We start from the raw sequence: 14,678 nt of genomic DNA, 5'->3' as shown, positions 1-14,678 counted from the left end.
ATCGTTTATTAATGCTTTAAAACGAATTGTAGGAAATAAGAAAATCATTTTGGCGGCGAATAAATTAGATCTTTTACCAAGACAAATTAACCAACTCCCAGCTACCGTCGAGAAACCGATAACCCATCCGCCTTCTCAGCCAACAACTCCACGAGAAGACCGACTGCGCTTGGGCCCCAGGAGTTTTGCCTGCAAGCCGATTGCCCCCGAACACAAAAGCACCCTTTGTCGGGATCCGCAGGCACAAACGGTGCGAATCCTGACAAAGGGTGCAGATTTCGACGGAGTGTTCGGGCCGGGCCACAATGCCCTCCCAAAGCTCAGGCGGGACGCGCCCACCCCGAGCGGCGAATCCCCTCCGCCGCATCACGATTGCGATCAATCCGCTCGTCGATCTCCGTCCCGTGCGCCCGGGCATAGGCGATCGCGATTTCGATCTTGCGCGCCTGCAGATCCGATAGCTGACTCAATACAGCGATCCGGCGTTCCACCGGTCCGTCGAGTTCCTGTAGGCGCGCAACGACTTCCCACACATCCGGTCCGGCGGCCAGCGCCGCCCGGCGGTCGGAGATGGGACCTCGAAAGACGATTCCGGGATAGTCGAGCTGATCGAAACCCTCTCGGATCAGACGGTTGAGAACTGCGGTCGAACTGGTCCCCTCACGAGCGGCGCGTTCGGCCAACCTGCGGCTGGCCGATTCCGAGATACGAAACGACGTACTCATAGCCCTCCTCGACCTCCATCGACACCAGTGCAGCGATGTTCCCCGGTTCAAGGGTGCCTTGCTTCGAGGGCAATGCGACCCCGGCAACCCAGGGGACATTTCCGTGTCCGCGCCAATGCCCTGATGGGCCGAAGGTTGAGTCCGGCGGTGATCAGACGCGCTCGGCCGAACGCGTCCGCACGCGCAACGCAATCGGCTTCTGGGTTTCGGCGAAGAAGTCGTTGCCCTTGTCGTCCACGACGATGAACGCCGGAAAGTCTTCGACCTCGATCTTCCAGACCGCCTCCATGCCCAGCTCCGGATACTCCAGGACCTCGACGGACTTGATGCAATCCAGCGCCAGTCGCGCCGCGGGTCCGCCGATGGAACCGAGATAGAAACCGCCGTGTTCCTTACAGGCCTTGGTCACCTGGGCCGAGCGATTCCCCTTGGCCAGCATGACGAACGACCCGCCGGCGGCCTGGAACTGATCGACATAGGAGTCCATCCGGCCTGCGGTGGTCGGACCGAAGGAACCGGAGGCGTAGCCCTCGGGCGTCTTGGCCGGACCCGCGTAGTACACGGCCATCTCGCGCAGGTATTCCGGCATCGGCTCACCCGCATCGAGGCGTTCCTTGATCTTGGCGTGCGCGATATCGCGGGCCACCACCAGCGGGCCGGTCAGCGAAAGCCGGGTCTTCACCGGGTATTTCGACAGCTCCGCGCGGATCTCCGACATCGGCCGGTTCAGGTCGACCTCGACCACATCGCCGCCGAGGATGGAGTCGGTCTGCTCCGGCAGGTAGTGTGCGGGCTCGCGCTCGAGTTGTTCCAGGAACACACCCTCGGGTGTGATCTTGGCCAGCGCCTGCCGGTCGGCCGAGCAGGACACCGCGATCGCGACCGGGCAGCTCGCGCCGTGCCTGGGCAGCCGCACGACGCGCACGTCGTGGCAGAAGTACTTGCCGCCGAACTGCGCGCCGATGCCGAAGGACTGGGTGAGCTTGAAGACCTCTTCTTCCAGCTCCAGATCCCGGAAGGCATGTGCCGCCAGCGAACCCTCGGTGGGCAGCGTGTCCAAGTAGTGTGCCGAAGCGTATTTCGCCGTCTTCAACGCGAATTCCGCACTGGTGCCGCCGATGACGACCGCGAGGTGGTACGGCGGGCACGCGGCGGTGCCGAGCGAACGGATCTTCTCGTCCAGGAACTCGAGCATGCGCGCAGGATTCAGCACCGCCTTGGTTTCCTGGTACAGAAACGACTTGTTGGCCGAGCCGCCACCCTTGGCCATGAAGAGGAATTTGTACGACGGATGCGCGGGATCGCCCGGGGTGGAGTACAACTCGATCTGCGCGGGCAGATTGGTGCCGGTGTTCTTCTCGTCCCACATGGTGATCGGCGCGAGCTGCGAGTAGCGCAGGTTCAGCTTGGTATACGCGTCGAATACACCGCGGCTGATCCATTCGGCGTCGTCCACACCGGTCAGCACGCCCTCGGACTTCTTGCCCATGACGATCGCAGTGCCGGTGTCCTGGCACATCGGCAGGATGCCGCCCGCGGAGATGTTGACATTCTTGAGCAGGTCCAGCGCGACGAAGCGGTCATTGCCACTGGCCTCGGGATCATCGATGATCCGGCGCAGCTGGGACAGGTGCGCGGGCCGCAGGTAGTGGCTGATGTCGTGCATCGCCTCGGCGGTGAGCAGGCGCAGCGCCTCGGGGTCGACCTGCAGGAAGGTGCGGCCGTTGTGTTCGAAGGTGTTGACGCCCTCGGTGGTGATCAACCGGTATGGGGTGTCGTCGGCGCCGATCGGCAGCAGATCTGAATAGCGGAAATCCGGCGCGGTCACGGACGCACTCCTTCGGGCGGGCCTGGGATCGGTCTACGCAGGCTGGTCACGAGCACAGCGAGCGTATCGGCCGATCACCGGCCGACCATTGCTTAGGCAAGCCTCACTCGATGCATCGCGTCAAAAGGTTGCACGTTCAACCCCAGCAGTGCTACCTCTCAGATCTGGCAGTTGTCGCGCGACAAACGCGGCACGACAATCCAACTGATATGTCAGAGTTTGGAGCGCACTCGTGACCGATCCCCACTGGCTCGATGATGTCGAAATCCGTGCGTGGGTGGGATATGTGCGCACCCGCGACCTCATCGCCGCCGCGGTCGGGCGCGACTCATCCCGGGAGTCGAACCTCACCTACGTCGAATATTCGGTGCTCGCCTATCTAGCCGACGCACCCGATCACCGACTCACCTTCGCCGATCTGGCCACCAAACTCGAATGGTCGCAGAGCAGGCTCTCCCATCAGATCACCCGCATGGAGAAGCGCGCGCTGGTCGCCAGGGAACCGATTCCCGACGATGCCCGCCGCACCGCGGCGCGGCTCACCCCGCGCGGCGCGGAGGTGCTCGGCACCGCCGCGCCCGCGCATGTGCGCAGCGTGCGCAGGCATATGGTGGACATACTGGACCGCCAGCAATTGGCCGCCCTCGCCGATATCTACGACACGCTGCTCACCCATCATCGAAGAGCCGCCGCCCCCGAATAGCCCGACCGCCGGTCAAGCCGACTGTACGGCGCCCGCCGGTGCACCGAGCGCCCGTTCGAACCCGTCCGGCACCACCAGATCGCCGCGATCGAGCTCGCCGACACTCGTCTTACGCAGTCCCAACAGCGCCGAATCAATACCGCCACGCAGGATGTCGAGCACATTCTCGACGCCCGCCTGCCCGTTCGCGGCCAGGCCCCACAGATAGGCCCGCCCGATCATTACCGCGCGCGCCCCCAGCGCCACCGCCTTCACCACATCACTGCCGCGCCGGATGCCGCCATCGAGCACCACCTCGATCTGTGACCCGACCGCATCGGCCACCACGGGCAGGGCCCGGATCGCCGCCGGAGTGCCGTCGAGATTATTGCCGCCGTGATTGGATACCGAGACCGCCGCGACACCGGCGTCGACTGCGCGCTGCGCGTCGTCGACCCGCATCACCCCCTTGAGCATGACCGGACCATCCCACTGCTCGCAGATCCAAGCCACATCGGCCCAATCCGGTGCTGGCGTGCCCATCCACTCGCCGTACGCACCGAAAAAGCCCGGTGCCGGTCCATCGCCGACGGCCATATTCGGCGCGGTGAGATCCGGAATATGCCCGGACCGAGCGTAAGTCGCAAGCCAGCGCGGCCGCGCCAGGGTCTGCGGCGCGAATTTCAGCATGGTCTTCAGATCGAGCTTTTCCGGGATCACCGGGCTGCCCCAGTCGCGTCCGTGCGAGAAGGACCAGTCCAGGGTCAGGATAAGACCGACCGCGCCCGCCGCCTTGGCGCGCGACATCCGTTGCAGGATTTCATCTTTCGAACCGCACCAGTACAGCTGGAAGAAGGTCGCCGGATTCGCCGCGATGACCTCCTCGATGGGCTTGCTCGCGAAGGAACTGAGTCCCATGGCGATGCCGCGCGCCGCGGCCGCGCGCGCCACGGCCACCTCACCGTCCGGGTGCACCGCCTGCACGCCGGTGGGCGAGATCAGCACCGGCATCGAAAGCTGCTGTCCCAGCAGGGTTGTCGACTGGTCACGAGCGCCGATCGGACCCGCGCAGTGCGGCGCGAAGCCGAGTTCGGTGAAGGCCCGCTGATTTTCCTCGATGGTCTGGCCGCGCTCGGATCCGGCGATCAGCGCGCCGTACACCGATTTCGGTAGTCGTTTCTTTGCCCGCCGCTGCGCTTCGGCAACGGTTTCGAACCAGGGGTTCACGAGAGGGGTCCTTTCGGGGAAGCCACCGGCCACCACAGCCGGATCTGTTCGTTCAGGTCAGTGGTCAGTTGCTGCAGCAGGGCATGGCCCTCTGCGGCGCTCGCGCCATTCGGATCGCCCAGTACGCCATTGGCGCTCACCGCGCGCACTCCCCCGGCACGCAGCAGCGGCAGGATCTCGGCCAGTGGCCGGGTATCGCCTGCGACGGCGAGCTCGGCACGGACGACATCGGGCCGCAGCGCCAATTGCATAGAGGTCTCGGCGCGGCCCGCGTGTGGATCACCCGGATAGCGCGGCATATACACCCGCACGTCACGGGATTCACTGCGCAGCAGCGCCGCGGCCGCGCGCAGCGGTTCGAGATTGCCGCCGTGCCCGTTCACGAGCACGATGCGGTCGAAGGTCGCTGTGGCCGAACGGCACAGCTCCACGATCAGCAACTCCAGGGCGGTCCGCCCGATCGACAGCGTGCCGGCGAAACCCGCGTGTTCACCGCTGGATCCATAGGGAATCGGCGGTGCCACGAGCACATCCGGCCGCAGTTCGGCCAGTCGCGCGCACAATGCCACCGCGATATCGGTATCGGTCGACAGCGGCAGATGTGGTCCGTGCTGTTCGGTCGACCCCACCGGCACGGCCAGGATCGCGCCCGCAGCGGCGCGCTCACCGGCTTCCGGCCAGGTCAGCCGCGCGGCCACACTGTGGTCCGCGACACTTTCCAACATGCCGCGAGATTATCGTCAGCGACTGACATAATCAATACCGTGACAGATGCCAGGGTGCGGGGCCGTCCACGCGGCACGACCAAGCGCGAACTCGAACTGATCGCCATGCGACTGTTCACCGAACAGGGCTTCGACGAAACCACCGTCGACCAGATCGCCACCGCCGCTGGTATCAGCGGGCGCACCTTCTTCCGCTACTTCCCGTCCAAGGCGGAAGTGCTCTGGTACCAGTTCGACGACGAGGTCGCGGCACTGCGCGCGGCCTTCGCCACCGTGCCCGATGACGTGCCGATGATGACCGCGGTGCGCCGAGTCGTGGTGAACGCCAACCGATATCGCGCCGAGGACGTGCCCGAACTGCGCGTTCGCATGCAGCTGGTCGGCAGCGTGCCCGCGCTCGCCGCCACCGCGGGCGCACATTACGACGCCTGGGAGCGCGCGGTGAGCGCCTTCGCCGCGCGCCGACTCGGCGAACCCGAGGACGGCCTGCTCCCGCTCGCCGTCGGCCGCACCACACTGGCCGCCGCGCGCGCCGCCTTCGATGCCTGGCTAACCCGCGCCGACACCGATCTGACCGTCTATCTCGACGCGGCACTCGCTGCCCTGGCACGCGGATTCGCACTGCACGACGAGCAACCGGGCCTACCATCGAGCTAACGGCAGGTTTCATCGGCGACCGGGATGGGGTATGACTAGGCTCGGTATCGGCGCGCAGCCGCATGCACGACTATCCCGACAAACCCGTCGAAAGGGGCTGGAATTTCCATGTCCGAGGTGTCCATGAGCCTTTCGGCGGATTCTCTGCCCGTGGGACCGGTCGACAACCTGCTTCCGCAGCTGGTCGAGCACCTGCGGCAGAACCGCACCGGGCTGCGCGAGGAATGGGCTCGGCGCATCACCGAAGCTCAACTGCTGACCGCGATGACCCCGGAGGAGATCTTCTCCGAGGCGACCTCCATGTACGACAACTACGTCGAGGTACTCGTGACCGGTAGCGTCGAGGCCCTGCAGGCCTACGCGCGCGATCTGTCCGAACGCATCATTCCGAGAGGTGTCGACACCGACGAGGTCCTCGGCATCGTGCTGCTCCTGCGTGACGTGCTGGCTCGCTCGCTGTTCGAGAAGTACCAGGCCGACTTCGACTTACTGAACGCAGTCCTGGACGCCTACGAGCCCGCCGCGAACCGCATCGCGAGCACCGTCGCCATCTCGTTCGTGCAGGAGCGCGAACGCGTCATCCGCCAGCAGCAGGAAGCCATTCGCGAGCTGTCCACCCCGGTGCTCCAGGTCCGTGAGCAGCTGCTCATCCTGCCGATCATCGGTGTGCTCGACTCGCAGCGCGCTCGCCAGCTCACCGAACAGTTGCTGCGCGCCATTCGCGCCAATCGCGCGAAGGTGGTCGTCATCGATATCACCGGTGTGCCGAAGATCGACTCCACGGTGGCCAACCATCTGGTGCAGACCGTCGACGCGTCCGGTCTGATGGGCGCCAATGTGATCATCACCGGCCTGTCCTCCGAGATCGCGCTCACCCTGGTGACCATCGGCTTGGATCTGTCCAAGATGAACGCGGTCGGCGACCTTCAGGGTGGTATCGAAGAGGCCGAACGCCTACTCGGCTATGAGGTGACCCGGGTAACGGATCGCATGCTCACCGAGCGCGATGGGCGCTGATCGGGACCACCTATGCCGGTTCCGATACTCAAACAAGGCACCTATTTGATCGCGTCGGTTCAGTCAGCCCTGACCGACGCTGATACCGAACGTCTCCAGGACGACCTGATGAAACAGGTCAGCAAATACCGAGCACACGGAATCATCGTGGACGTCACGGCGATTGATGTGATGGATTCGTTCGCCGCGAGATCGCTGCGTACCATCGCGCACATGACGCAGCTCCGCGGTGCCGAAACGGTCATCGTCGGATTGCAACCCGAAGTAGCGTTCGCCATGGTGCAACTGGGCCTCACCTTCGAGGACATGCACACCGCCCTCGACCTGGAAGAGGGTTTGGCGTGGCTGAACCGCAAAACCCCGGCCCGCCGCCAGCGAGATGGTCGTGACAGTGGCCGCTGAGAACTTGGTGATCGCGGTCAAGGTGTCGGGTGACATCGTGATCGCGCGTCAAGCCGGACGTGAGCTGGCGGCCAAGCTCGGATTTTCTCTGACAGATGTGACCATGATCTCGACGGCGATCTCCGAGATCGCCCGCAATATCACCAGTTATGCGGGCAGTGGCGAAATACGTTTGCTGGTCGATGACCGAGAAGGTCGCCAGGCGCTGGTCGTCCAGGCCGAGGACCAGGGACCCGGTATTCGTGATATTGCCCGCGCGCTCGACGACGGATACTCCACCGGCCGCGGTCTCGGACTCGGCCTGCCCGGCGCGCGCCGTCTGATGGACCGTCTCACCGTCGAATCCGCACCCGGACGCGGCACGTTGGTTGAGATGTGGAAGTGGGTACCCAACGGTGCATGAGGACGGGATCATCGGCCGGATCGAATGGGCGGTGGCCGGTCGCGCCCTACCCGGCCAGCGGGTCTCCGGTGATCGCGGCGTCGTACTCGACGCGGGCGGCGGCGCGGCGCTCTTCGCCGTCCTGGACGGACTCGGCCACGGTGCGGCGGCTGCCGACGCCGCCGATCGCGCAGCGCAGGTGCTCTCGGAGAACCGCGCCGAACCACTGGATGTCCTGATGGTGCTGTGTCATCGAGCCATGGCCGATACCCGCGGTGCGGCAGTGTCTTTGGCGCTGTTCGGGACCGCCGATACGGTGCAGTGGCTCGGCGTCGGCAATGTCGAATCCCGGATTCTGACCACGGGTCCCGCCGGACTCACCATGCGCGCGACGGTCTTGCTGACCGGCGGCATCGTCGGCTATCGGCTACCCCAGAACCTCCAGGCACAGTCCATTCCGGTGCGCCCTGGCGATCTGCTGCTGATGTCGACCGACGGCATCGTCACCGAATCCGCCGACAGCGGCATCGATCTGTCCAAATCCACCGCCGAGATCACCGCCGAAATCCTGGCCAGGCATGCCAAGGACACCGACGACGCCTTGGTGCTCGCGGCACGTCACCGGGGCGGCGTATTGGCGGCATCGGCGCCGAGCGAGGTGCAGACATGAGCCAGCGTAGCGAGCGAAAAGCCGTCACCGCGGTCACGACGGAGCCGAGCGCGAGCGAGGAGGAGACATGAGCGCGGCGCTGGCCGCATTTCTCGACGCGTACGCGGATGCGCTACGGCGCCACCTGGACTCACCGTCGCAGGCCGGTCTCGGGGAGGGGTACGAACTCGGCCGCCGCGCCCTCGTCGAGGGCATCAGCCTGCTCGATCTCACCGAAAACCACTATCGCGTAGTACAAGCCACGGAGTCGGGCACCGCGGGCGCGAGCGAAACCGCCAAACGCGCCGAAACCGCACTGGAATTCTTGTTGCAGACCCTCGCCGCCCTGGACATCGCCACCCGCGGCTATATCGACGGCACCCGCCGCGCCGAACAACAGCGTTCGCGCATCAATGATCTCGTCGGGCGCGACGCCTTCCGCACCGCGCTGGTGGAATCGCTGCAGGACGGCTTCTTCGTGGCCGACGCGCGCGGCACCATCATCGAGGTCAACTCCGCCTTCGGCGCGCTGACCGGATACGGCGCCGCCGAATTGCCGTTCCCGCTGCCGCATCCCTGGACAATGCGCGACGGTCCGCGATATCCCGATCTCGGCGCCGAGGCGCAGCGTTTCGTGATTCCGGTCAAACATCGTGACGGCCGCACCGTCTGGCTCGCGGTGAGCACCAGCGCGATGGTCGAACCGGAGAAGTACGAGCAGATCTTCGTCGGCACCATCCGCGATGTAACCGCCGAACACGATGCGCAGGCCCGCGATCAGGCGGCCTCCCGGCTTGCCACCGCCGTCGGTGCGGCGACCAGCGTGGTGGAGGTGCTCGCGGTCGGACTCGACGAGTTGCGACGCACCGTCGGCGCGGAGACCGCGGTGGTCATGGTGTGGCCCAACCGAAATACCGGACCGGAGGTGTATATCTCCGGTGCCGAGGGCATTCCGGAGGGCACGGTGCTCGACGCCCGTGCGCGGGCACTGCTGGACCGGGCCCGGCGCAGACCGGCGCGCAGTCTGTTCGCGATTCCGGAGAGCACCGCGAGCTCCGAGGGCATCGTCGCCCCGCTCGGTGAGACCGGCGACGCGGCGCTGTGGCTGCGCTTCGCCGCGCCGCGCGCCATCAGCGCCGCGGACTGGACGCTGTTCTCGCTGCTCATTGGCCATCTCAGCCTGGCGGTACAGCGGGCGCGCAACTTCGATCAGGCGCGCTCGACCTCGCTGACACTGCAGCGGGCAATGCTCGGTCCGATCGAACTGCCGCCGCGGTTCTCGGTGCACTATGAGCCAGCGCTACCGCCGCTGGAGATCGGCGGCGACTGGTACGACGTGGTTCCGCTGCGCGACGGCACCATTGGGGTCGTGGTCGGCGATTGTGTCGGCCGTGGTCTGTCCGCTGCCGTCGTGATGGGCCAATTGCGTACGGCGGCAAGGGCTTTGCTGCTGCGTGGCGCCGGTCCGGCGCAGCTGCTCGCGGAACTCGATACCGTCGCCGGTCGGATCCCCGGCGCAATGTGCACGACCGTATGCGCCGCCGTGCTCGACCCGGTGCGCGGACTGGTCCGCTACAGCAGCGCGGGACATATGCCGCCGATTCTGGCCGACGTCGGCCAGCCCGGCAGACTGCTCGAGGGCGGCCGGGCGGTACCGCTGGCCACCTTCGACACGCCACGGCGGCCCGAGGCCACCACGGCGCTGACACCGGGTTCGACGCTGGTGCTGTTCACCGACGGCCTGGTCGAACAGCGTGGCGTCGATATCGATGACAGCTTCGCCAAGATATCGGCGGTACTCGCAGATACCGCGGGCAAATTGCCGCGCGAGGTCGCCGACGCGGTGCTCTCGCGACTACGCCCGGCCGCTGGCTACGATGATGACGTCGCCATGGTCGTGTACCGGCAACCGCCCGCCGCGTTGCGGCTGGAGATTCCGGCCGATCCGGATCAGCTCTCGGCCATGCGCAAGCAGCTCAAGACCTGGCTCGCCGCTGCGGCAGTACCGCACGACCTCGCCTCCGACCTCATCGCCGCGGCCAACGAGGCGTGTAGCAACAGCATCGAACACGCCTACCGCAATGGCGGCGGGCGGGCCACCCGGGCGATGAGCTCGACGGCCGAACTGCTCGGCCGGGGCACGAGCCCCGCCGCGGCGGCCACCACCGACCCCGGAATCGTCGAACTGACCGCCGAATGCGATACCCAACAGGTCGTCATTCTGGTCACCGACACCGGAACATGGAAACCACGCTCGGCCGACCCAGGTCCGCGCGGGCGCGGCATCGACATGATGCGCGCGCTGACGGAAGAATTGGAGATAGATCACAGCGGATTGGGCACCCGCGTCCGCATGTCGGTAACCTTGCCCGCGATCAAATCCCCAGTGGCGAACCCCCTTCGCGGCACGAACCGCCAGATTTCTGGATGACGAATGCAGCGCGAAAGGCGGGTTCATGGCAGATTGTGATGATGTGACCACCAACTCCGGAGATGCGTACCCCCTCGCGGACACGATGACCACCACGGTCGAGGCACAAGATGGCGCGACCGTTCTGACGGTGTCCGGCGAAGTCGATCTGGCGACCGCACCAGCGCTGGAGAACACCATCGAGGCCATCCTCAATGGCAGACCAACGGTGCTGATCATCGACCTGACCGCGGTCAGCTTCCTCGCCTCGGCGGGGATGGCGACGCTGGTCGCAGCGCATCAGCGGGCCGCAGACGCGACGACCATCGTGATCGTCGCCGACGGTCCGGCCACCAGTCGTCAACTGAAGATGACGAGTTTGGATCAGGTGTTCGCGCTGCACACCACCCTGGCCGAGGCGCTCGCCAGTCTGCGTTGAGAGCGGGCCGGATGTCGTCGTGCGACGGACTCCCGGCCCTGGATAGACCGGAATCCCGGCCTCCGCCGCGAGGGGGGCCGGGATCGGTCGTTTTCAGCTCAGCACAGTCCCCGCAATTGCTCGATCAACTTGACCCGCTCGGCCGGGGTCGCCGCCATCGGCACCACATTCAGCGCCGTGACACCCGCCTCGCGGAACGCGGCGAGCCGTTCCTTCACGAATCCGGCCGGACCGACCAGGGAGATGTCGCGCACCAGATCGTCCGGGACGACCTTGGCGGCCTCTTCCTTCTTGCCCGCCAGGTACAGCTCCTGGATCCGATCCGCCTCGGCGCCATAGCCGTACTTGGTGGCCAGGGTGTGATAGAAGTTCTTGCCCTTGGCGCCCATGCCGCCGATGTAGAGCGCCAGATGCGGTTTCACGAATTCCAGTAGCGGCGTGACATTCTCGCCGATGGCCAGCGCGGGACCGGCATAGACGTCCAGCTCGCCGAGGATCGGATCACGTTTGGCCAGACCGGCATCCAGCGATTCACCCCAGATCTCCTTGGCCTTCTCCGGCAGGAAGAAGATCGGCTGCCAGCCCTCGGCGATCTCCGCGGCCAGTTCCACATTCTTCGGGCCGAGCGCGGCGAGCAGCACCGGAATGCGTTCGCGCACCGGGTGATTGATCAGCTTGAGCGGCTTGCCCAGACCGGTGCCCCGATCGGCGGGCAGCGGGATCTGGTAGTACTTGCCCTGGTACTCCAGCCGCTCCCGGCGCCACACCTTGCGGCAGATCTCCACCAGTTCCCTGGTGCGTCCGATGGGCGCGTCGTAGGGCACGCCGTGGAAGCCCTCGATCACCTGCGGGCCCGACGCGCCGAGGCCGAGCACGTACCGGCCATCGGAGACGAAGTCCAGGCCAGCAGCGGTCATCGCGGTCAGGCTCGGCGTGCGGGTGTAGATCTGTAGAATGCCCGAAGCCAGCTGCAGCCGTGTGGTCTTGGCTGCCAGATACCCGAGCGCGCTCACCGCATCGAACGAGTAGGCCTCCGGCACGAAAACAATGTCGAGTCCGGCCTGCTCGAGGTCGGCCACCTCGGCGGCCGCCTCTTTGAAGCCGCCCGAGTAGTTGATGCTCAATCCGATCCGCATAGCACTCAACATAACCGCAGCTACGCGCCGGGCCTGCACCGGCCACCCCAGTGCGGGCGGTAGCGTATTCGCGGTAGTTCTTCACTGTCGTCGCAGGAAAACGAAAGGCCACCCGCCGTGTCGCAGCCCTCCTTCGCTGAGGCCAACCTCGCGCAGTACTTGACCGATCTGGCCGCGAAGGTGCCCGCACCCGGTGGCGGCGCCGTCGCCGCACTGCACGCCGCCCAGGGCGCCGCACTGGTGGCGATGGTCGCGCGCTACACCACCCGGGCCAAGGATACCGAGCACCGGCCGATCGTCGACCGCATCATCGCGGCGTCCGACGCGGCCCGCGAGCGCGCACTGGCACTGGCCGATGCCGACGCGGCCGCCTTCACCGCCGTCGGCAACGCATACAAATTGCCGAAGGACACCCCGGAGCAGTCCGCCGCGCGGGCCGATGCGATTGCGGCGGCGTTGATCGAGGCCGCCCGGGTGCCCGCCGCCGTCGTCGACGAGGCCGACGAGGTGCTCTCGCTGGCCGCGGAATTGCTGCCGATCGGCAATCCGAATGTGGTCACCGATATCGGTGCCGCCGCCGACGCCGCCCGCGCCGCGGCCACCAGCTCGCAGCTCAATATCGAAATCAATGTCGGCTCGCTGAGCGCCGAACAAGGCGATAAGTTCGCGACGGTGCTGATCCGCATCGACGAGATCACCGCCCGCGCGGACGCATTGCACGCCGACGTATTGCACGCCGTGCGCGGCTGAGTCTGCAGCCGAACGGTCGTACTCTCGCCTGGTCGTTTGTCCGACTCGGCGCCGGGTATGCCGCCCCTATAAGCGAAAACTGTGGATCTGGGCGGCCGTTACAGAACCGGTACGTCGAGTTGATCATGAAGTCCTAGAATGGATTTCTGCGTCCCACACCAGCGTGAAGGGGTGGAACCATGCGGAGCGCACTCAGATATTTCTTCCTCGCGGCCGTCGTCGTGGCCTTGGCCGCGTTCGGGTCCGGAGCGGCAATCGCCACCACCATCCTCAAACCCGGGGTCGACACCATATCGGCGATTTCGCCGTCGACAGGCCAGGAAGTAGGCATCGCGACTCCGGTGACGATTCGATTCGCCGCACCGGTTGCCAACCGCGAACGGGCCGAACGGTCGGTCGAGATCCGGGCCACCGCCACACTGCCCGGCCGTTTCTCCTGGTCGAGCGATCGCGAACTGACTTGGGCGCCAACGAGTTTCCTGCCCGCTCGGGCCCCGATCACGGTACAGGCCGGTAACGCACGCACCGAGTTCCGCACCAATGCGGGCGTGGTCGGTGACGCCGATATGTCGGCGCACACCTTTACCGTGAGCATCGGCGGGGCGGTGGCCCGACAGATGCCCGCCTCCATGGGTAAGCCCGGCTGGGAGACGCCGACCGGCACCTTCCCAGTGCTGGAAAAGTTCCGTTCGGTCGTGTTCGACTCGCGCACCATCGGCATTCCGCTGAGCTCGCCCGAGGGGTACGTCATCAATGGCGAGTACGCCGAACGCCTCACGTGGGGCGGTGTTTTCGTACACTCTGCACCGTGGTCGGTGGACTCGCAGGGCTATGCCAATGTCAGCCACGGCTGCATCAACCTGGCCCCCGATGACGCCGCCTGGTACTACGAAACCGTCGGCGTCGGCGACCCGGTGACCGTGCACTGGTGAGTCGTAAACAATCTGTTTTCCTGCGCGACACCGGCCCTCATTTTCGTCGACCGCAGCAAGCCTGGCAGTATCCTGCCGGGGTTGATACAACTGCGGGACACACTTGACGGTATGACCTGATGAAGGTGGGCTATGGATCGACCGGATATGACCTCGCGGGAGAATACTGGCCCGCAACCGAGCATTGCGCCGCAACAACCGCTCGGTGACCCGAGGGCATACCAGGATCCGAACCATCCCATGCCGCACCGCCGAATGCCGATTCGGCAGGTTCCGGCGGCTCCCGATCAGGTGCCGTACCACCAAGATCCGGGCCCGCACCGCACCGGCCCAATCGGGCAGGCACCCGAAAGCCGGATCAGGCCGGGCTCGATGCGCCCGGCTCCAGCGAATCGTCGCGGCCCGATCCAGAACCCCGCCGACCAGGCCCCGATGCATACCGACCCGCTCCGCCACGTCCCGATCGACGCGGAGCAGACCGGGCCGATACCCCGTCTTCCGATCGACCGACCCCCTGTCGACACGGGCCCGATCCGCCGAATTGGGGCCGATCGATCATCGACCAATACCGGTCCGCACCAACAGGTTCCGATCGAGCAGGCACCGATGAATTCCGGACCGCTGCGACGAGTACCCATCGACCAGGCACCCACTGACTCCGGACCGCTGCGCCGGGTACCGAACGACCAGGCACCCACTGACTCCGGACCGCTGCGC

General features: G+C 65.9%; 15 protein-coding genes. 10 read left to right on the top strand and 5 right to left on the bottom strand.

The genetic code is table 11. The features are described from left to right. Nucleotides 1-320: 320 nt before the first annotated feature. The gene (locus tag ABZW16_RS39405; RefSeq protein WP_354961252.1) at nucleotides 321-725 is read right to left on the bottom strand and encodes a hypothetical protein; all 405 of its coding nucleotides are present in this window, start codon (nucleotides 723-725) and stop codon (nucleotides 321-323) included. A gap of 151 nt (nucleotides 726-876) precedes the next feature. After that, a complete protein-coding gene (locus ABZW16_RS39400) occupies nucleotides 877-2,553 on the bottom strand; it encodes a fumarate hydratase (protein ID WP_354961251.1) in 1,677 nt (558 codons plus the stop codon). Nucleotides 2,554-2,785: 232 nt separating this feature from the next. Here ABZW16_RS39400 and ABZW16_RS39395 point away from each other — a divergent pair, with 232 nt between their 5' ends. Beyond that, nucleotides 2,786-3,256, top strand: a complete 471-nt coding sequence (locus ABZW16_RS39395) for a MarR family transcriptional regulator (protein ID WP_354961250.1) — start codon at nucleotides 2,786-2,788, stop codon at nucleotides 3,254-3,256. A gap of 12 nt (nucleotides 3,257-3,268) precedes the next feature. Here the strand turns inward: ABZW16_RS39395 and mftD are convergent, their stop codons facing one another. After that, nucleotides 3,269-4,462 (bottom strand): pre-mycofactocin synthase MftD, encoded by a 1,194-nt coding sequence (gene mftD, locus ABZW16_RS39390; RefSeq protein WP_354961248.1) that lies wholly within the window; start codon nucleotides 4,460-4,462, stop codon nucleotides 3,269-3,271. Then, nucleotides 4,459-5,187 carry a mycofactocin biosynthesis peptidyl-dipeptidase MftE gene (gene mftE, locus ABZW16_RS39385; protein WP_354961247.1) on the bottom strand — a complete coding sequence of 243 codons (729 nt, stop codon included), beginning with the start codon at nucleotides 5,185-5,187 and terminating at the stop codon, nucleotides 4,459-4,461. Before mftE ends, mftD begins: the two co-directional genes overlap by 4 nt. Nucleotides 5,188-5,226: 39 nt before the next feature. Here mftE and mftR point away from each other — a divergent pair, with 39 nt between their 5' ends. The 7 genes from mftR (at nucleotide 5,227) to ABZW16_RS39350 (ending at nucleotide 11,143) form a co-directional block, all read left to right on the top strand. Continuing rightward, nucleotides 5,227-5,844 carry a mycofactocin system transcriptional regulator gene (gene mftR / locus ABZW16_RS39380; protein ID WP_354961246.1) on the top strand — a complete coding sequence of 206 codons (618 nt, stop codon included), beginning with the start codon at nucleotides 5,227-5,229 and terminating at the stop codon, nucleotides 5,842-5,844. A gap of 108 nt (nucleotides 5,845-5,952) precedes the next feature. Continuing rightward, nucleotides 5,953-6,861 carry an STAS domain-containing protein gene (locus ABZW16_RS39375; protein ID WP_354961245.1) on the top strand — a complete coding sequence of 303 codons (909 nt, stop codon included), beginning with the start codon at nucleotides 5,953-5,955 and terminating at the stop codon, nucleotides 6,859-6,861. 12 nt (nucleotides 6,862-6,873) lie between these two features. Beyond that, nucleotides 6,874-7,263: an STAS domain-containing protein gene (locus ABZW16_RS39370; protein ID WP_159930623.1), complete on the top strand. Its 390-nt coding sequence runs from the start codon at nucleotides 6,874-6,876 to the stop codon at nucleotides 7,261-7,263. Beyond that, nucleotides 7,241-7,666, top strand: coding sequence for an ATP-binding protein (locus tag ABZW16_RS39365; protein WP_354961242.1), 426 nt, complete (start codon nucleotides 7,241-7,243; stop codon nucleotides 7,664-7,666). Before ABZW16_RS39370 ends, ABZW16_RS39365 begins: the two co-directional genes overlap by 23 nt. Next, the gene (locus tag ABZW16_RS39360) at nucleotides 7,659-8,315 is read left to right on the top strand and encodes a SpoIIE family protein phosphatase (protein ID WP_354961241.1); all 657 of its coding nucleotides are present in this window, start codon (nucleotides 7,659-7,661) and stop codon (nucleotides 8,313-8,315) included. Before ABZW16_RS39365 ends, ABZW16_RS39360 begins: the two co-directional genes overlap by 8 nt. 67 nt (nucleotides 8,316-8,382) lie before the next feature. Next, nucleotides 8,383-10,725: a SpoIIE family protein phosphatase gene (locus ABZW16_RS39355; protein ID WP_354961240.1), complete on the top strand. Its 2,343-nt coding sequence runs from the start codon at nucleotides 8,383-8,385 to the stop codon at nucleotides 10,723-10,725. 25 nt (nucleotides 10,726-10,750) lie between these two features. Next, the gene (locus ABZW16_RS39350) at nucleotides 10,751-11,143 is read left to right on the top strand and encodes an STAS domain-containing protein (protein WP_354961239.1); all 393 of its coding nucleotides are present in this window, start codon (nucleotides 10,751-10,753) and stop codon (nucleotides 11,141-11,143) included. Nucleotides 11,144-11,241: 98 nt separating this feature from the next. Here ABZW16_RS39350 and ABZW16_RS39345 read toward each other — a convergent pair whose 3' ends face one another. Continuing rightward, nucleotides 11,242-12,279 (bottom strand): LLM class F420-dependent oxidoreductase, encoded by a 1,038-nt coding sequence (locus tag ABZW16_RS39345; protein ID WP_354961238.1) that lies wholly within the window; start codon nucleotides 12,277-12,279, stop codon nucleotides 11,242-11,244. A gap of 117 nt (nucleotides 12,280-12,396) precedes the next feature. Between ABZW16_RS39345 and ABZW16_RS39340 the strand changes: the two genes are divergently transcribed. Further along, nucleotides 12,397-13,029 carry a cyclodeaminase/cyclohydrolase family protein gene (locus tag ABZW16_RS39340; RefSeq protein ID WP_354961237.1) on the top strand — a complete coding sequence of 211 codons (633 nt, stop codon included), beginning with the start codon at nucleotides 12,397-12,399 and terminating at the stop codon, nucleotides 13,027-13,029. 179 nt (nucleotides 13,030-13,208) lie between these two features. Beyond that, on the top strand, nucleotides 13,209-13,961 hold the full coding sequence (locus ABZW16_RS39335) for a L,D-transpeptidase (protein WP_354961236.1): 753 nt from the start codon (nucleotides 13,209-13,211) through the stop codon (nucleotides 13,959-13,961). Nucleotides 13,962-14,678 lie beyond the last annotated feature (717 nt).

This window comes from Nocardia sp. NPDC004604 (genome assembly GCF_040609795.1).
In the GTDB taxonomy this organism is placed as follows: Bacteria; Actinomycetota; Actinomycetes; order Mycobacteriales; family Mycobacteriaceae; genus Nocardia.
Note: the sequence above shows the minus strand (reverse complement) of the source record. Positions and strands in the feature narration are given on the sequence as shown.